The sequence below is a fragment of the Streptomyces sp. NA02950 genome (genome assembly GCF_013364155.1).
In the GTDB taxonomy this organism is placed as follows: domain Bacteria; phylum Actinomycetota; class Actinomycetes; order Streptomycetales; family Streptomycetaceae; genus Streptomyces.
In genome coordinates, this window is record NZ_CP054916.1 from 1467205 (window position 1) to 1484337 (window position 17133).

Sequence of the window (17133 nt, forward strand, 5' to 3'; positions counted from 1 at the left end):
CCGGCCCGTGGCCCGGCCCGCCGCTTCGGCTCATTCCTCCGGATGGGCGGTGTCCGCGGGCTCGGCGGTCTCCGGCCGCTTGTACATCCGGGTGGCCGTGATCTGGCCGTGCACCTGCTCACCCTCCGGGTCACGCTCGGGCAGACCCGGCCGCAGATGCTCCTCGACGCTGATGTACTTCAGCCCCGCCCGCAGGTCCGCGTCATTGCGCAACCGGATCACCAGTGGGAACTCGGCCAGCGCCGTGGTGTCGAACAGCCCCGTGGTGTACAGCAGCTGCACGCCCAGGGCGTCGGCGACCGCCCGCTGGAGCTCCAGCAGATAGGTGGCGTTGGCCCGGCCGATGGGGTTGTCGAGGAAGAGCGTGCCCGCGTGCCGGTGCTTGTCACGGCCGCGGTCGTTGCTGCGCAGCGCGGCCATGGTGCAGTACAGGGCGATGGCTGCGGTCAGCAGCTGACCGCCGGAGAACACGTCGCCCATCTGCCCGACCGGCACCCGCTCGGCCCGCAGCACCGCGTCCGGCTTGAGGATCTCGACCGCCACGCCGCGCGGCTGGAGCGCGGCCTGAACTCCGCGCAGCAGCAGGGACATCCCGTCCCGGCGCAGATCGGAGTTCTTCTTCACGGCGGAGCGGGTGGCCTCGTCGATGACCTCGCCCAGTCGCTCCGTCAGCGTCGCCTGGTCCGGGTCGTCGAAGCGGATCCGCAGGAACTCCTGGCCCGACCACTCGCCGAGACCCTCCGGCAGCCGGGACAGCCGCTGGGCCGAACGCAGCGTGGCCAGGCAGGATTCGACAAGGCCGCGCAGCCGGTCGACGATGCTGTCGCGATTGCGCTCCAACTGCTCCAGTTCGTCGGTCAGTACGCGCAGCCGGGGTGCGAACGCCTCGGCCCAGGCCGCCGCGTGCTCGGGCAGGGCTGCCGCGGGCAGTTCGCGGATCTGCTGGCGGGCCGGGGTGCGCACCTGCTCGTAGCGGGTGGAATTGGCGTGCCGTACCAGCACATCGCTCGCCTCCCGGACGGCCGACTCGGCCCCCGAGAGATCGGCGGCGCAGCCGCGCAGCGAACGGCGGGTCTCGGCCGCGGCCTGGCGGGCCTCGGCGAGGTCCCCGGTGTACGGCTCGGGGCGCTCACCCTCGTCGTCCGCGGCACCCGGTCCGTCGCGCAGCAGATCCCGCAGCAGCGCGGCGGTCTCGTCGAAGCCGCCCGCCGCGTCCTCGGCGGCGCGGTGCGAGCGCAGCAGCTCGGCGTGGACGGTGCGGGCGGTGTCCAGCGCGTCGGTGCGGGCGGCCAGTTCGGTGGTGGCGGTGCGCAGCAGCTCCTTGGCCCGCTCGGCGTCGGCCGGGACCAGCTCCTCGGGCAGCTCGGTGTGCGCGTCGCCGTCGCCGGCGGGGGCGAGCCGCTCGGCCTCGCCGCGCAGCCGTCCCAGCTGTTCGCTCGCCGCCGACGCCCGCGTCTCCAGCATCTGCACCAGCGATTCGGCGCGGGCCGCCGCTGCCTGGCGGGAGGGGCCGTCGGCGCCGTCGGTGCCCTCGAGGAGCTGGGCGGCGCGGGTGCGGACCTTGTTGGTGAGCCGGTCGAGGGCGGCGAGGGCCGCACTCTCGTCGCTTTCGGCGCGGGCCTGTTCGGCACGGAGGTCGGCGCCCACGCCGACCTTCTCGTACACCTGGGAGGCGGCGCGGTACGCCTCGCGGAGCGCGGGCAGCGAGGCGGTGGGCGGCTCGGTCTCCTCACCCAGGTCGTCGGGCGCGCCCGCGATCTCGGCCCGCTCGGCGCGCAGGGCGCGGGCGGTACGGCGCGCGTCGTCGGCGGCGCGCTGGGCCGCGCGCCGGTCCTCGTCGGCCGCGCGCGCCCGGTCCACACAGGCGTCGGCCCGCTCCTCCGACTCCGCGGCCTCGTCGGCCAGTTCGCGCAGCCGGGCCTGCCAGGCGGTGCGCCGGCGCAGCCGGTACGCCAGACCGGCCAGCGCGTCCGCCACGCGGCGGGCGCGCTGCGCCGTCTCCTGCCGCTCGTCGCGGACCCGGGCCGCCTCGGTGGCGGCCTCATCGGCCTCGGCGCGGGCCGTCCGCACCTCCACCAGCTCCCGCTGTGCGGCGTCCGCCGTCTGACGGGCCTCCTCGGCCGCGGCCCTCAGCTCGGTGAGCCGCCCCTGCGGGCAGCCGGTGCGCCAGGACGCGAGCCGCGCGGCCAGCGCCCGGTCTGCCTCCAGCCGGGCGGCGAGCGCCCTGATCTCCTCATCGCGGGCGGTGGCGCGGGCGCGCAGCTCACGCCGCTCGTCGTCGGCGGCGCGCTCGTCGTGCATCGCCGGGTTCGGCGGCACCAGGAACACCCCGCTGTCCCGCTCCCCCGGCGCGGGCGTCGGCGCGAGCAGCGCGGCTGCGGTGCCGACGGCCACGGCGGACCGCGGCAGCAGCGACGCCTGCGCCAGCACCCCGCGGGCGCGGGCGTGGGTGTCGGGGTCGGTGATCACGACCCCGTCCACCAGCTCGGGGCGGGCCGCGAGCACGGCGGCGTGGTCGGCGGGGTCGACGGCCTGGGCGAGATAACGCCACCCGGGGAGCGCCGGAATGCCGTGCTCACCGAGGAACTCGACGGCGGCCAGCACATCCGGGCTGGGCGGCAGCAGCCCGCCGTCGCCGAGCGCGGCGAGGATCCGCGAGTCATCGGCGGCGGCGGTCCGCAGCTCGAAGAGCTGCCGCTCGGCGGAGGCGACGCTCTCGTCGAGCAGTTCGCGCAATGCCTCGGCGTTCCGGTCCAGCTCCTGGGCGGTCAACGGCCCTTCGGGCCGCAGGGGTGCGGGGGCGGGCCGGTCCCGCGGCGGACGCGGAGCCTGTGCGGTGTCCTCCCCCAGCTCGGGATCCCAGCAGCCGGGGTCGTCGATGGACTCGCCGGTCGCGCCGTCGTGCTGGGCGCCGGGCCGGGTACGGGCCGCGTCCGCGGGGGCGTTCCCCGTGTCCGCGTGGGGCGCGGAGCCGGACGCCTCCGGCGCGTCCGAGCCCTCGACATCGGCCGAAACGCGCCCGGCCGGCCGCGACTCGGCGGCCACCGCACGGCGACGGCGGCGCTCCTCGCCCACGTCCCCGTCCTCGACCCGGACGGTCACCCGCCCCGGCGGAACGGCGTCCGCCGCCACGGTGCGGGCGGCACCGCCCGCGTCGACGGCCGGGGCCCCGCCCCCGCCGTCCGTCCCGGGCATGGACTGGGCGGCCGCCGGACGGCCGTCCACCGACCGTGTGCCGGCGGCACCATCCGCGTCGGCCGCGGAATCCGGCGCGCATGCCTCCCCTTCCACGCCGCCCTCCCGGACCACCGCACCGGCCCCCGGCGCAGGCGCCCCGGCCGCCTGGTGCGACCCGCCGTCGACGGCCGGGTTCCCGTCCCTGCCGTCCATGTCGGGCCCAGGCTCGGGGGCCCACGCACGGCCGCTCAACGGGACGTTGCCACGCTCACCCGACTCCGCTGTGCGGGCGGCACCGGCCGCGTCGGCCGCGGCAGGTGTCCTGGCCTGGTACGCATCGCCGTGGGCTTCGGGGCCGTCCTCGGCGTGGGTGGCCGTCCGGGCGCGGGGTTCCGCCGTCGGCAGGCTGCCGTCCGCCGCGGACCCGTGCTCCGCCGCGTCAGTGAACGTCCCGCGGGTGTCCCCGCCGTTCTGGGCCGCCCCGCGGGCGGTCGGCCCGGCCAGGACCGGCGCACCGTCATCGGCCTCGTCCTCGTCGTCGTCCTCGGCGTCGTCCTCGGCGTACGGGCCGGGCTCGGGCGCGAATGGGCCGTCGCGGTTCTCCGCGCGGAAGGCGGCGGGGAGTTGGGCCAGGCCCAGCATGTCGTCCGCGTCATCGGTGTCGTCGACCGGGACCGTGATCCACCCGGCCCGGCCGGATTCGGCGGGCAGCGGTCGGCCGCCCCCCTTCGGCGGGGTGGCCCCGGCGGCCGGGATGCGCACGGTCACGGCCGCCGCCCCGCCCGACCGCGCCGCCGACGGGCGGTCGGTGCCGCGGGGGGCGGGGACGGGGGCCGACGGCTGGGGCAGGCCGAGCAGTTCGAGCAGGCGCTGTTCGGCGCCGAGCGCCTCCGCCGTACGCCGCTCCCCCTCGTACGCGGACTCCGCGGCCCGCGCCGCGTCCGCCGCGCGCGCGGCGGCCAGTTCGGTGCGGGCCTGTTCGGCGGCGGCCGTCTTCGCGTGGTCGGCGGTGCGGCGGGCCGTCTCGCGGGCGGCGTCCCAGGCCGCGGTCGCGGTCTTCTCCGCGTCGCTCGCGGCGAGCGCCGCACGGGCCGGGTCGGCGTCCGGGGCCGAGTCGTCGAGCCATCCGGCGCGTACGGCCTCGGCGGTCTCCTGCTCGACCTCGGTGAGCCGCTGCCGCAGATGCTCGGCGTCGCTGCGGGCGCGCTGGGCCGCGGTGGCGGCGGCGGTGGCGTCGCGGTGGGCGCACTCGCCGGTCTCCTGGAGGGCGGCGGAGCGCTCCTCCTCCTCGTTCGCGACCCGTTCGCCGTCCTCGGCCGCCGCGTGCAGGGCGCGTACGAGGTCGCCGGCGGCCTTGGCGCGGGCGGCGAGGGCGGGGGCGGCGTCCCGCTCGGCCTCGCGGATGGCGGCGGCGACGCGCGCGGAGCGGTCGGCGGCGGCGCGGTGGCGCAGCACGGTCTCGGCGGCCTGCCAGGCGGAGTGCAGGGTGCGGGCGTCGTTCAGCTCCCGGCGCTGCGCGGCGGCGCCCTTCTCGGCGGCGGCGAGCGCCAACGAGGCGTGGCGGTAGGCGAGTTCGGCGGCGACGAGGTCGCTGCGGCCGCGCGCCGTCTCCGCCTCGGTGACGGCGTGCGCGGCCGAGGCCACCTGCTGGGCCAGTTCGGCGGCGCGGCCGCGCTCCTCCGCGCCCCGCGCACCGAGGCGCCGGGCGAGCGTACGGGTGCGGCGCTCGGCGCCCGCGTGCACCCCGCGCGCCTGCTCGCGACGGTCGGCCGCCTCGGCGATCCGCGAGAGCAGATCCAGCGAACCGGCGGTGAAGTCCCGTTCGGCCGTCAGCTCGGCGCGGCGGCCCAGCTTGTGCGCGAAGCCGTGGACGAGGTCGGCGAGCCCGTCGGTGTCCCGGGTGTCCGTGACGGCGCGCAGCAGCAGATCGGTGAAGTCGGAGTCGTTCTTGACGGCGAAGAGCCCGGCCGCCTCGCCCTCGTCGGCGTTCATCTCCCGCTGGTAGCGGAAGAGTTCGGGGTCCAGGCCGAGGTCGCCGAGGTGTTCGTTCCAGCGCTCGTGGATCTCCACCCAGACGACGTCCAGATGCGGATACGCCTTGCCCGCCTCGGTGAGCGCGTCGCGGAACCCCTTCATGGTGCGGCGGCGGCCACGGGCGATGGACGCGCCCTCGGCGATCGGCCGCACCGCCACGGACTCGGCGACCGGCAGTGAGTCCAGGCTGAGCCCGGGGCCGGGGCGGAAGGAGTACCACGCCTCGGCGAACTTGCGCGGGTCATTGGAGATCTGACGGCCGCGCCACTCGCTGACCTTGCCGACGACGACGGTCTCGCCGGTCACGGTGTGCTGCCACTCCAGGGCGACATGTCCGCAGTCGTCGGCCAGCAGGAACTTGCGCAGCACACCGGAGCTGGCGCCGCCGAGGGTGTTGCGGTGGCCCGGCAGCATCACGGAGAAGATCAGCTTGAGGAGGACGGACTTGCCGCCGCCGTTCTCCAGGAAGAGCACGCCCGCGGGGGCCGGGCGCCGGGGCGGGCCGACCGGCTCCGCCTCGAAGAACTCCGCCTGGGTGGGCGCGGGGCTGGGCACCGGCTCGCCGACTCCGCGCAGGTCCAGCACGGTGTCGGCGTAGCGCGCACCGGCCGGCCCGATGGAGTAGAGGCGGACCCGGGACAGCTCGTACATGGCGGCAGAACTCTCGTTGTCGGCAGGGGGCGGATGGATCCGGTCGTCAGGAGTGGAACGGCAGACCGGCGTCGGCGACGAGGTCGAGGTCGTCGGTTTCGTCGGGCGGCAGCAGGGTGGCGCTGCCGTCGCCGACGGGCACGACGCCCAGCTCCAGCAGCTCGGTCATGGCGGCCCCGGCCGCCATGTCGCGCACCTGGAGCTGGTAGCGGGCGGTGGTGCGGTACGCGCCCCCGGCGTCGTCCCCGGTGCGCTGGAGGAAGCCGGAGTCGACGAGGAAGGCGACGGCCTTGCCGACGATGCCGGTGGTCGAACCGGCGAGCCTGCGCGCGTCCTTGGTGGCGCCGGTGGCGCTGCGCCGCGCGTACACCCGCCAGGCGGCCTCGAGCCCGGGGGCGTCGGTGGCCGGGTCGGTGTTGTCCCCCTGCTCCTCGGCCCGTTCCTCGAGACGGCGGCACGCCTGGCGGACGAAGGCGTCGATCCCGTTGACGGTGACCCGGCCGATATAGCCGTCGTCGGCGAGGTCCTCGGGGCGGGGGAAGGCAAGGGCGGCGACGGCGAGATGGGCGAGGCCGTGCAGAAAGCGGTCGGCGGAGTCGGTGTTGGCACGGCGGGCGTAGTCGCCCATGCGGACGGCGAAGACGGAGTCCTCGGCGGCCGTGACGGCCATCCCGGCGCGGGTGGACACCTCCAGCACGATCAGGCCGAGCCCGGCGGCGACGGCGTCGGTGAGCCGGGCGAAGGCCGGTTCGTCGCGGTGGCGGCGGAGCAGCTCGGCGTACTCGACGTCACGCGCGGGCAGCAGCTTGGGCTGGAGTCCGAAGGCCACCAGCCGCGCGGCGTCGGCCGCGTCGGCCGGGGTGACCCCGCCCGGCGCAGCACCGGACGCCGCCGCGGGCTCCGGGTGGGCCGCCTCGTCGAGGGCGTCGTACTCGGTCACGGGTGAAGCTCCTTGGGAGGGGCGTACTGCGGGGCGTACTCACGGCTGACGAAGGGGACGGCGGTCCGCGGGGCGTGCGGCATCACGCCACCTCCGCTCGGTCCGCGGCCATTCCGGCGGCGTCCAGCAGGGCCGTGCCGACGATGAGGTCGGCGCCGCCGAACTCCGGGTCGTCGAGTTCGGTGCCGTCGTCGACGGCGAAGAGCAGGCGCTGTTCGCCCTGGCGGTAGGCGGTGCCGACCGGGGGGCTCGCGGCGTGCACGGCCAGGAGGGCGATGAGGTACGGGAGGTCGGCGTCGCGGCGGCGGGCGTCGGTCAGCAGGCCCGAGAGACGGCGGGGGGCGTCGGCCGGGAGGTCGAGCAGTTCCATGGCCATCGCGAGCTGCTCCTCGCTGAAGCGGCTGTCGTCGGGGGTGGCGATCAGATCGGGCTCGGGCATCTCCGCGCCGAGGTGCTCCCGCTCCACGGGCGGGGTGAGCAGCATCTCCACCAGATCGCCCAGCCGGACCGAGGTCGGGGTGCGCGGCCCCGTACCGCGGGCGAAGAAGGCGTCGGTGACCCGGCCCGCGCGCTCGACGGGGAGCGGGAGCAGCGGGGCCAGCAGCTGTCCGTAGAGGTCGAGTCCGGCGCGGGCGGCGGGCGCGGCGAACGCCTGGCGGTCCTGCTCGGCACGGAACAGCGGCCCGGCCTCCAGCAGCCGGGACTGGAGCTGGGTGTGACGGCGGATGCAGTCCTTGACGATGTCGACCAGCTCGGCGGCGCGCCGCTTGTGCTCGGAGTCCCGTCCAGAAGCAGCCTCGTCGCGCGCCTTGCGGATGTTGGTGAGGATCGCGTTCTCGTGGCGGTAGCGGTCGGCGACGTGGTCGAGCGCCTCGTTGATCATCTCGGGGACGGTGGTCAGCCAGTCGACCGCGCGGACGTTCCGCCGGGTGGCGTCGAGGGTGCGGCGCAGGCTCTCCGAGTACTGGACGGTGCGGTAGCGGGCCTGCTCGGCGGCGAGTTGGGCGTCGGCGAGACGGCCGCGGCTGATCAGCACCTCGAGCTTGACCTCGGCGGCGATCTGGGCGCTGGTGACGTCCGTGTCGAGGGCGCCGACCAGGACGTTGACCGCTTCGTCGGTGGTGCGCAGATAGACGGTGCCGCCGGGGCCGGGCACCTCCTCGATCAGCTTGAAGTCGTAGTCACGCCGGACATATGCGCCGTCGGCACCGAAAGTGCCGTAGACCGCGCGGAAGCCGCGGTCCACACTGCCGACGTTGACCAGGTTCTCCAGCACCCAGCGGGCGACGCGCTCGTGCTCGGCGGCGGGGCGCGCGGGGGCCTGGGCGGCGACCCGGGGCAGCAGTCTGGCCACTATCTGGTCGTGGTCGGCTCCGGTGTCGAAGTCCATGTGGAGCGTGACGAGATCGATGGCGGCGAGGGCGACCTCGGCCATCGCGTACACCCCGTACTCCCCCGCCAGGTTGGCCTTGCGCGCGTCGAGGTCGTGCAGCGGCGCGGTGCACGCGAGCGCGCGCAGCCGCCGGGCCAGGCCCTCGTCGGCGGCCGGGCCCGGTGCCGGGCGGGCGGGCCCGGCATGGCCGTTGAGCTGGGGCGCAGTGGCCCCGGGGGGTGGAGATGTCACGTCGCACAGAGTAGGCCGTCGCACCGACAACGGACGAAACGGCACGGAGATCCCGCTATGACGCCCCAGATCCCCCGCAGGTGGGTCCGTGGACACGCGCGCTGGTGCGCGCGTCCGCGCGCGTACACCGGGCCGTCTCCCGTGACTCACCGGCGCGTCAGTCTACGGCTCCGTGGCCGGGTGGTCCGTCCAAGGCGAGCGCCGCGAAGGTGGCGAGCCAGTGGTCGCCGGTGAAGTCGCCGGAGGCGGTGTGCGGAAGTCCGGCGGCGAGGTGGTCACGGGCGGCGGCCGTCAGCACCGGCACCCGTGGGTCACCGGGCGGCAGGGCGGCGGACAGCCTGCGCAGCGCGGCGGCCCTGCTGAGGGAGAGCCCGATGAGATGACCGATCTGCGGGTCGGCGGGGTCGGAGACCACGGGTGGGGTGAGGAGGGCGGCGGACGCGCGGCGCCCGGGACCGGATTCGGTACCGGATGCGGGACCGGGGTCCGAAGGCTCGAGGCCGGGGAGGAAACCCGTCAGCCAGTGGCCGAACTCCGCCCGCGGAAGCACCCGGCAGACCGCCTCCGCCTCGCTGAGCGCCGGGGACAGGAAGTCCTGGCCGGAGGGTTCCCAGTGGACGGGGGCGTCGTGGTCGTCGGCGAACCAGCCGAGAACGGCCTTGGCGGCGGCTTCGGCCAGCGCGCCGCGGCCCGCGGCGGGCGCGCTGTCGAGGACGAGGCCGAGGGCGAAGGCGCTGTTGGCGTGGGTGCCGTGGCGTACCGGGTAGGTGGCCCGCGGCAGCCAGCCGCGCAGCAGCTGTTCGACCGCGTCGGCCGCCGGTTCCAGGGCGGCCGCCCAGCGTTCGCCCGCCACGCCGCCGAGGGCGCGGCATTCGGCCGTCAGCGCGAGCAGCCAGGTCCAGCCGTAGGGGCGTTCGAAGGACGGGTTGGCGCGCAGATAGTCGGCCTCGGCGATGAGCGCGCCGGGTGTGAGATGGCGGTCCAGCACCTCGGTGATCGCGGCGGCGGGGACGCGGTCGGGGCAGCGGAGCAGCAGCCGGACCAGCAGCCAGTGCATATGGACGGCGGAGTGCCAGTCGTAGGAGCCGTAGAAGGCGGGGTGATGGGTGTGCGGCGGCACCAGGTCCTCGGGGCCGCGCAGAAGGTGTGCGGGTGCGTTGGGATAGGCCCGGGTGACGTTGGCCATCGCGACGGCGGCGAACCGGTCGGCGTATTGCCGGAATTCACCCGATATTGGATCCTCGCGGTGCGGGCGTTCCGTGCTCAATGGGTGGCTCCTTCGGCAATGCGCAGATCCGTCCGGGTCCGCATCGCCGTGGCGAGGATGGCGCGCAGCGCCTCGGCGGCCATGGCGACGGGCAGCGACGGCTCGCCCCGGTCCACGACCTGTTCGGGCGCGTACGGGAGGTGGACGAAGCCGCCGCGCATCGTCGGCCGCCGGGTCGCGATCAGATGCGCGAGTCCGTAGAAGACGTGATTGCACACGAAGGTGCCCGCGGTCTGCGACACGGCGGCCGGGATCCCGGCCGCCCGGACGGCGGCGACACACGCCTTGACCGGCAGCGGCGCGAAGTAGGCGGCGGGGCCGCCCGCCACGACCGGTTCGTCGATCGGCTGCCGTCCGGCGTTGTCGGGTATGCGGGCGTCGTCGACGTTGACCGCGACCCGTTCGACGGTGATCTGCGGGCGGCCGCCCGCCTGTCCGACACACAGCACCAGATCGGGGTCGGCCGCCTCCACCGCGGCGGCCAACTCCTCCAGAGCGGTGCCGAAGACACAGCTCAGCCGGACGGAGGTGAGGTCGAGGCCGGGCGGCGGGGCGGCCGCCACGAGGGAGACGGCCGCCCAGGACGGATTGGTCTCCTCGCCCCCGAAGGGTTCAAAACCGGTCAGCAGCACCCGGGTCATGAGAACTCCCTCCCTGACCAGAACCGACCAGAACCGACCAGAGCTGGTCAGAGCTGGTTAGAGCTGGTTAGAGCTGGTCAAAAGGTGAACGGATCAGAAGGCGAAGAGGGAGATGATGGCGATGTTGCAGACCAGCAGCGCCCCCGCGGTGGGGATCTGCGCCTTGATGGGTCCGTATTGGTCCTTGAGTTCCAGCAGCGCGGCGGGCACCAGGTTGAAGTTGGCGGCCATGGGGGTCACCAGCGTTCCGCAGAACCCCGCGAGCATGCCGACGGCGAGCACCACGGGCGCGTCCCCGTGCATCTGCTGAATGAGCACGGGCCACCCGATGGCGGCTGTCATCACCGGGAAGGCGGCGAAGGCGTTGCCCATGATGATGGTGAACAGGGCCATACCGATGCAGTAGACGGCCACGGCGACGTACTTCTGGCCGTCCGGCAGCAGCTGTTCGGTGATCTTCCCGACCTGGGTGCCGACCCCGGCCACCTGGAAGATGGAGCCGAGTACGGCGAGCAGTTGGGGCAGCAGCAGCGCCCAGCCCATGGACTCCAGCAGCGACCGTCCGGCGTGCAGCGGCACCGTCGCACTGCGCTCGCGGACCACGACCATGGCGACCAGCAGTCCGGCGATCGCGCCGAAGCCGAGGCCGAGGATGGTCTCGCTGCCGGTCTCGAGCACCGGGGTGCCGCCGATGTGCCAGTGCTTGACGGCCGAGGCACAGAGGACGGCGACCAGCGGGATGGTGAGCGCGGGGATGAACAGCCGGTTGCCGAGCCGGGCGGCGAAGGCGACACGCTGCTCGGTCGTGGTGGTCCGCGGGACCCCGCGTCCGGTGAGGTCGAAGCCGCCCAGGCAGACCATGACGAGGACGGCGACGCCCAGCGGCTCGGCGGGGGCCTTCTTCTCGACCACCCAGGAGCTGTAGAAGAAGCAGGCGCCCAGCAGTCCCCAGAAGGCGGCGGAGCCGTGGCGCCTGGGGTTGCTGCGGTCGAAGGCCATCTGGGCGGCCATCGCGAGGAAGACGGCGCCGACGAGCCAGAAGAACCACTCGGCCTTGATCACTTGGCTTCCTCCGCGGTGCGGCTGCCCACGGCAGCGGACGGTCCGCCCGAGGCGGCGATCTGGCTCTCCAGCGAGCGGTCCAGGCGCAGCAGCCGGAAGCCGTGGATGAGGAAGGCGCAGACGGCGGTGGGGATGGCCCACAGCGCGAGCTGCAACGGTTCCAGATGGGTGTGGTAGGTGGAGTTGACGAAGCCGGTGATGAGCAGGATGGAGCCGATGGCCAGGAAGCAGTCCTCACCGAAGAACAGCCCGACGGTGTCGGAGCTGGCGGAGTAGGAGCGGATCCGTTCGCGCACTTTCTCCGGCAGCGGGCCGTGGCGCCGCTCGGCGGCCCCTTCGGCCATCGGCGCGACCATGGGGCGCACGCTCTGGGCCGGGCCGCCGATGCTGGTGAGGCCGAAGGCCGCGGTCAGCTGGCGCAGCGCCAGGTAGAGCGCGAGGAACCGGCCGGTGGTGAGCTTGCCGAGCTTGCCGATGAGGGTTCGGGCCTGCTCCTGGAGCCCGTGGCGCTCCAGGAGGCCGATGACCGGGAGGGTGATGACGAAGATCGTCACCGAGCGGCTGGAGGCGAAGCCGTTGCCGAAGGCCGCGAGGACCTCCTGGGGGGACAGCTTGCCCAGCAGCCCGGTGGCGATACCGGCGACCCCGACCACCAGCAGGGGATTGCGTCGTGTGGCGAATCCGAGGACCACCACAAGAACGCCAAGGAGAACGATCATGCGTCCCGCCTTCCGCGCGCAGGACCTCACGGCGCCGCGGGGGAGCACGACGGCATGAGGAGAACGCACCGGAGGCTAGATGTTCGTTCAACGATCCGACAAGAGCATGAAACCGACTTGTTCTCGTTCCGTCTGATCGTTTACTCCGGCGAAACCGCTATGCGCGGGCCACCTTCTGCGCGTACGCCTCGACCAACTGCCGCTGGGAGTCGTCCAGATAGGAGGCGAGCAGCCGCTCGGCCTCCGCCGCGTCCCCGGCCTGGAGCACCTCCAGGATCTGCCGGTTGCGGACCAGGTACGGGGCGTGGAAGCGGCGGGGGTCGGCCATCACGTGGAACACCAGCCGCAGCTCGGCCAGGACGGCGCGCATCAGCTCGTCGGTGCGCGGGCTCCCCGCGAGACCGACGATCGCCTGGTGGAAGCGGATGTTGGCGGTGGACAGGTCCTGCCAGGAGCGGTCGTGCACGGCACGCTCGCCGGCCGCCACCGCCGCCTCGACCGCCTCCAGCGGGTACGGCGGCTCCCCCAGGCCGCGCAGCGTGGCGCATTCGACCAGCCTGCGCAGGCGGTAGAGGTCGTTGAGGTCGTCCACGGTCACCACCCGCACGAACACCCCGCGGTTCAGCTCGTGGACCAGCAGCCGTTCATGGGTGAGCAGGCGGAACGCCTCGCGCAGGGTGTTGCGGGAGACACCCAGGGCGCCCTTGACGCTGTCCTCGGACAGCCGGGTGCCGGGCGGGAAGAAGCCCTCGGCGATACGGTCGCGGAGGATGTCCGCGACCCGCTCCGCGGTGCTGGTGCGGCCCAGCAGCGCCCGGTCGGCCTCCAACCCCAGGACGTCGGAACCCTCCGAGACCTCCGACGCCTGCGCGAGCCGACGCTCCACGCTCTTTGTCCCGTTGGACCCGTTGTCCCCATTTGACACTTTCGCTCCCATTCACGGCGTCAGCGCATTCCGTATCGCGAGAAGTCAAGCCCAGAAATGAGAACGGGACAACAACACTCTTGTCGGATCGTTCAACGATCGCCTACCTTGGCGCTCAGTCACATCGCCCGCGTACGTCCCGTACCCCGCACGCCCGAACGGACGGTTATGACCGCACCCTTGGCGAACCCGTCGATCGATCTCAACGCCGACCTCGGCGAGGGCTTCGGCCGCTGGCAGCTCACCGACGACGACGCCCTGCTGTCCATCGTCACCAGCGCCAATGTCGCCTGCGGCTTCCACGCGGGCGATCCGTCCACCATGCGCCGGGTGTGTGAGCTGGCCGCCGAGCGCGGTGTCCGCGTCGGCGCCCAGGTCTCCTACCGGGACCTGGCGGGCTTCGGACGGCGCGCCATGGACGTCCCGCCGCGCGAACTGGCGGATGAGATCGCCTACCAGATCGGCGCGTTGGAGATCTTCGCCCGCGCCGCCGGATCGCGGGTGTCCTACGTCAAACCGCACGGCGCGCTGTACAACCGCTGCGTGCACGACGAGGCGCAGGCCGCCGCCGTCGTCGAGGGCGTACGGCTCGCGGCGGGCGGCCCGCTGCCCGTACTGGGCCTGCCCGGCTCACGGCTGCACGCGGCGGCCCGCGCGGCCGGAGTGCCGGTGGTCCCCGAGGCCTTCGCCGACCGCGCCTACACCGCGGCGGGCACCCTGGTGCCGCGGACCGAACCCGGCGCCGTGGTCTCCGACCCCGACACGGTGGTCAAGCGCGCCCTGGGCTTCGCCCGCGACAACGCGGTCACCTCCCGCGACGGACAGCGGATCGAGGTGGAGGTGCGCTCCTTGTGCCTGCACGGCGACACCCCCGGCGCCGCCGACCTCGCCCGCCGGGTGCGGAGCGAGCTGACGGCCGCGGGCGTGCGCGTGGCGGCGTTCACGTGACCCTCCGGAGCCTGCCCGTCGGCGACCACGGACTGCTCGTCGAACTCGGCAGCGGCGACGCGGCCGAGGCGCTCCACGCCGAGCTGCTGCGCCGGGTGGCCGACGGACGGCTGCCCGCGGTGCGCGAGATCGTGCCCGCCGCCCGCACCGTGTTCCTCGACGGCCTGAAGAACCCCGGCCGACTGGCCGCCGAGCTGCCCGGCTGGGACATACCGCCCCTCACCCGCGGCGACGGCGCCACCGTCGAACTCCCGGTGCGCTACGACGGACCCGACCTCGCCGAGGTGGCCGATCTCTGGGGCGTCACCCCGCAGGAGGCCGTGCGTGTCCACAGCGGCACCGAGTTCCGCGTCGCCTTCTGCGGATTCGCACCGGGCTTCGGCTATCTCACCGGGCTGCCCGAGCGGTTCGCGGTGCCGCGCCGCGCCAGCCCGCGGACCAAGGTCCCGGTGGGCTCGGTCGCGCTCGCGGGCCCGTACACCGGTGTCTATCCGCGCTCCTCCCCCGGCGGCTGGCAGCTCATCGGCACCACGGACACCGTGCTGTGGGACGCCGGACGTGAACCGGCGGCGCTGCTGACCCCCGGCACCCGCGTCCGCTTCGTTCCGGAAAATCCGGAAGTGCCGGAAACATCAGAGAAGCCGGTGGCGTCGGACGTGGCACCGGGAGGGGACGGCGCATGACCGACAGCGCCTTCGCGGTCGAGCGGGCGGGCGCCCTGACCACCGTCCAGGACCTGGGCCGGATCGGCCACGCCCATCTCGGTGTGCCCCGCTCCGGCGCCCTCGACCAGCCCGCCCACCGGCTCGCCAACCGCCTGGTGGGGAACGCCGACGAGGCCGCCACCCTGGAGACCACCCTGACCGGCTGTGCGGTGCGGCTGCGCCGCGCGGCGACCGTGGCCGTCACCGGCGCGCCCTGCCCGGTCACGGTCGACAGCCGCCCCGCCGCATGGGGCGCGCCCGTGCGGGTACCGGCCGGTGCGCTGCTGGAGCTCGGGGCCGCCACCTACGGCGTACGCAGCTATCTGGCCTTCGACGGCGGGGTCCGGGCCGAGCCGGTGCTCGGCAGCCGGGCCACCGATGTGCTCTCCGGGCTCGGCCCGGCTCCGCTGGCGGACGGTGCGGTGTTCGGACTCGGGCCCGCCGGAGCCGCGCCGCCCGGGGTGGACTCGGTGCCCCAACGGGGCGTGCCGCGGGAACTGGTGCTCCCGGTGGTGTTCGGTCCGCGCGACGACTGGTTCACCCGCGCGGGACTGCACACCCTGACCACCGGCGGCTTCCGGGTCTCGGGCGCCAGCAACCGGATCGGGCTGCGGACCGAGGGCCCCGCCCTGGAGCGGGCGCGGGACGGTGAACTGCCCAGTGAGGGAATGGCGCTCGGCGCCCTCCAGGTGCCGCCCGACGGGCGTCCGGTGCTCTTCCTCGCCGACCATCCGACGACCGGCGGCTACCCGGTCGTGGGTGTCGTCCCGGAGCGGTGGCTCGCCGCCGCGGCCCAGGCCGTGCCGGGCACTCCGGTGCGGTTCACCCCGCTGGGGCGGGTCCCGTGGGGGCGGGCGGCCCCGGCGTAGCCCGCCGCGGCCGCTCAGCCGGCGGCGCGGTGGCCTCCGGCGTGGGCCGAGGCCCGCTCCCGGGCGCGGCCGGCGCTCCTGGCCCGGCGCTGCCCCCGGCGGCGCAGCGCCCGGCGCTCCTCCTCACCGGCACCGCCCCACACCCCGTGGGTCATCCCGGCCTCGAGCGCGTACTCCAGGCATTCCTGAGCCACCGGGCAGTGTCCGCAGACCTGCTTGGCCCGTGCCTCCTGCTGCTGTGCGGCGGGACCGGCGACCCCCACCGGGAAGAACAGCTCAGGGTCCTCGTCCTTGCATGCGGCGTTCTGCCACCACGCCATGGTTGCCCCTCTCCGTGCCTGCGGTCGTGTTCGGTGAATTGCGTTCCGGCTACCGCCCTCGGCCTCGCCGCACACTGTTCGCGGGGCGGGCTCCCGTGGTGACGCGGGGCGCATCCGGGCGGGTTCGGTACGTGTCGGGTTACCGATGGCCGCCACCGCAAACGGTCTTGAACGCGCCATACGTCACATCGGGGGAATCAACCTACTCACGGCACCCGCTCCCGCAACCCCTCGGTCACGCGGATTTTCGGGCAATCCTCAGTCGCGCAGCTCCACCGGCAGCCGGACGGCCCGCCCGCCGGGGCCGGGCCACTTCGCCCCGCCGTCGACATCCACACCCGTGAGCGCGACCGCCATGGCCAGCGCCCGTGCCGTCCAGCCGGACGGATGCCCACCGTCCCCGAAGCGGTAGCGCCAGGTCTCCGGCGGATCGTCCTTCTCCGGGTCCCGCATGACCTCCTCGCACGGCCCGAGCACCCCGTCCCGGGACACCGAGGGGCAGATGAACGCGTCGGGGTGGTCGAAGACCGAGACCGCGACCGTGCCGCGGGAGAGCAGCCCGAGCACTTCCTCGCCGTGGATCTCTATCCCGTCGTACTGCTGGAGGACCGCCCCGCCGGGCAGGTCGTGCACCAGGAGGAGCCCCTCCTCCAGCGCCTCCTCGTCGTCCTCGACCGGCACCTCCTCGCCGCCGAGCGCGGCCACCAACTCCGCCGCGGTGCGGTCGGCCACGAACGCCACGCACCCCCAGTCCTGGTAGTCGTCGTCGGTGTCGAACGAGGCGATCAGCGCGTCCGCCGCCCGCTGGGCCGCCCGCTCCTCCTCGGTCGGCTCCACCGCGCCGGGCAGCCCCGCCACCTGGTCCGCGACCGGTGCCCACCAGGCCAGCTCCCCCGGGCACCGCCCGTCCGGCCGCCGCCGCCACGGATCGGCCCCGGCCGCGATCAGCGCCGCCACCTTCTCGCGGTCCCACTCCCGCACCGCGTACCACAGCGCGGTACGCCCCGCCCAGTCCGGCTGGTCCACCTCCCGTGCCACCGTGAGCAGTTCGGCCAGCACCTCGGCGCTGCCCCAGCAGGCCGCCGAATGCAGTGGCGGCACATACCCGGTGGGGTTGCGGTCGGGGTCGGCGCCCGCGGCGAGGGCGCGGCGCACGGCCGCGAGATCGGTCCAGTCGTGCAGTGTCCAGTGACTCATGTGCCCAATCTGGCATCCGCTACCGACGGTCGGCCGCCGCGGCCATCGGTGCGCC

The 17133-nt window shown here is 74.5% G+C and carries 13 protein-coding genes; 3 read left to right on the forward strand and 10 right to left on the reverse strand.

The annotated features are described in order from the left end of the window. Positions 1-30: 30 nt before the first annotated feature. The 8 genes from HUT19_RS05895 to HUT19_RS05930 form a co-directional block, all read right to left on the reverse strand. Positions 31-5862: a hypothetical protein gene (locus HUT19_RS05895; RefSeq protein ID WP_176179427.1), complete on the reverse strand. Its 5832-nt coding sequence runs from the start codon at positions 5860-5862 to the stop codon at positions 31-33. A 46-nt stretch (positions 5863-5908) separates the two neighbouring features. After that, positions 5909-6802 (reverse strand): hypothetical protein, encoded by an 894-nt coding sequence (locus tag HUT19_RS05900; RefSeq protein ID WP_176179428.1) that lies wholly within the window; start codon positions 6800-6802, stop codon positions 5909-5911. 82 nt (positions 6803-6884) lie between these two features. Further along, on the reverse strand, positions 6885-8426 hold the full coding sequence (locus tag HUT19_RS05905; RefSeq protein ID WP_176179429.1) for a hypothetical protein: 1542 nt from the start codon (positions 8424-8426) through the stop codon (positions 6885-6887). Between the two features lie 157 nt (positions 8427-8583). After that, positions 8584-9660 (reverse strand): DUF2891 domain-containing protein, encoded by a 1077-nt coding sequence (locus tag HUT19_RS05910; protein ID WP_176186528.1) that lies wholly within the window; start codon positions 9658-9660, stop codon positions 8584-8586. 29 nt (positions 9661-9689) lie between these two features. Next, a complete protein-coding gene (pcp, locus tag HUT19_RS05915) occupies positions 9690-10334 on the reverse strand; it encodes a pyroglutamyl-peptidase I (protein ID WP_176179430.1) in 645 nt (214 codons plus the stop codon). Positions 10335-10427: 93 nt separating this feature from the next. Then, entirely contained in the window at positions 10428-11396 is a 969-nt protein-coding gene (locus tag HUT19_RS05920; protein ID WP_176179431.1) for a DUF979 domain-containing protein, read from the reverse strand. Continuing rightward, positions 11393-12115: a DUF969 domain-containing protein gene (locus tag HUT19_RS05925; RefSeq protein ID WP_176179432.1), complete on the reverse strand. Its 723-nt coding sequence runs from the start codon at positions 12113-12115 to the stop codon at positions 11393-11395. The genes HUT19_RS05920 and HUT19_RS05925 overlap by 4 nt, the downstream gene beginning before the upstream one ends. 157 nt (positions 12116-12272) lie before the next feature. Next, complete coding sequence (locus HUT19_RS05930) at positions 12273-12950, reverse strand: GntR family transcriptional regulator (protein WP_254886125.1); 678 nt, start codon at positions 12948-12950, stop codon at positions 12273-12275. Positions 12951-13208: 258 nt separating this feature from the next. On the opposite strand from HUT19_RS05930, the gene HUT19_RS05935 reads away from it, so the two are divergent. Genes HUT19_RS05935 through HUT19_RS05945 form a run of 3 tightly spaced genes read left to right on the forward strand, consistent with a single transcriptional unit; the run spans position 13209 to position 15561 of the window. Then, positions 13209-13988, forward strand: coding sequence for a LamB/YcsF family protein (locus tag HUT19_RS05935; protein ID WP_176179434.1), 780 nt, complete (start codon positions 13209-13211; stop codon positions 13986-13988). Next, a complete protein-coding gene (locus tag HUT19_RS05940; RefSeq protein WP_176179435.1) occupies positions 13985-14671 on the forward strand; it encodes an allophanate hydrolase subunit 1 in 687 nt (228 codons plus the stop codon). Before HUT19_RS05935 ends, HUT19_RS05940 begins: the two co-directional genes overlap by 4 nt. Then, positions 14668-15561: a biotin-dependent carboxyltransferase family protein gene (locus HUT19_RS05945; RefSeq protein ID WP_176179436.1), complete on the forward strand. Its 894-nt coding sequence runs from the start codon at positions 14668-14670 to the stop codon at positions 15559-15561. The genes HUT19_RS05940 and HUT19_RS05945 overlap by 4 nt, the downstream gene beginning before the upstream one ends. A gap of 14 nt (positions 15562-15575) precedes the next feature. On the opposite strand, the gene HUT19_RS05950 is transcribed toward HUT19_RS05945, so the two are convergent. Together HUT19_RS05950 and HUT19_RS05955 are read right to left on the reverse strand one after the other, a co-directional pair. Next, positions 15576-15881: a WhiB family transcriptional regulator gene (locus HUT19_RS05950; protein ID WP_176179437.1), complete on the reverse strand. Its 306-nt coding sequence runs from the start codon at positions 15879-15881 to the stop codon at positions 15576-15578. 258 nt (positions 15882-16139) lie between these two features. Then, positions 16140-17078, reverse strand: coding sequence for an ankyrin repeat domain-containing protein (locus tag HUT19_RS05955; protein WP_176179438.1), 939 nt, complete (start codon positions 17076-17078; stop codon positions 16140-16142). Positions 17079-17133: the final 55 nt, after the last annotated feature.

Excerpts from the sequence above, each read along its gene's own strand:
- HUT19_RS05895 (WP_176179427.1), bottom strand. The coding sequence starts at position 5,862 with ATGTACGAGCTGTCCCGGGTCCGCCTCTACTCCATCGGGCCGGCCGGT.
- pcp (WP_176179430.1), bottom strand. The coding sequence starts at position 10,334 with ATGACCCGGGTGCTGCTGACCGGTTTTGAACCCTTCGGGGGCGAGGAG.
- HUT19_RS05925 (WP_176179432.1), bottom strand. The coding sequence starts at position 12,115 with ATGATCGTTCTCCTTGGCGTTCTTGTGGTGGTCCTCGGATTCGCCACA.
- HUT19_RS05935 (WP_176179434.1), top strand. The coding sequence starts at position 13,209 with ATGACCGCACCCTTGGCGAACCCGTCGATCGATCTCAACGCCGACCTC.
- HUT19_RS05945 (WP_176179436.1), top strand. The coding sequence starts at position 14,668 with ATGACCGACAGCGCCTTCGCGGTCGAGCGGGCGGGCGCCCTGACCACC.
- HUT19_RS05950 (WP_176179437.1), bottom strand. The coding sequence starts at position 15,881 with ATGGCGTGGTGGCAGAACGCCGCATGCAAGGACGAGGACCCTGAGCTG.
- HUT19_RS05955 (WP_176179438.1), bottom strand. The coding sequence starts at position 17,078 with ATGAGTCACTGGACACTGCACGACTGGACCGATCTCGCGGCCGTGCGC.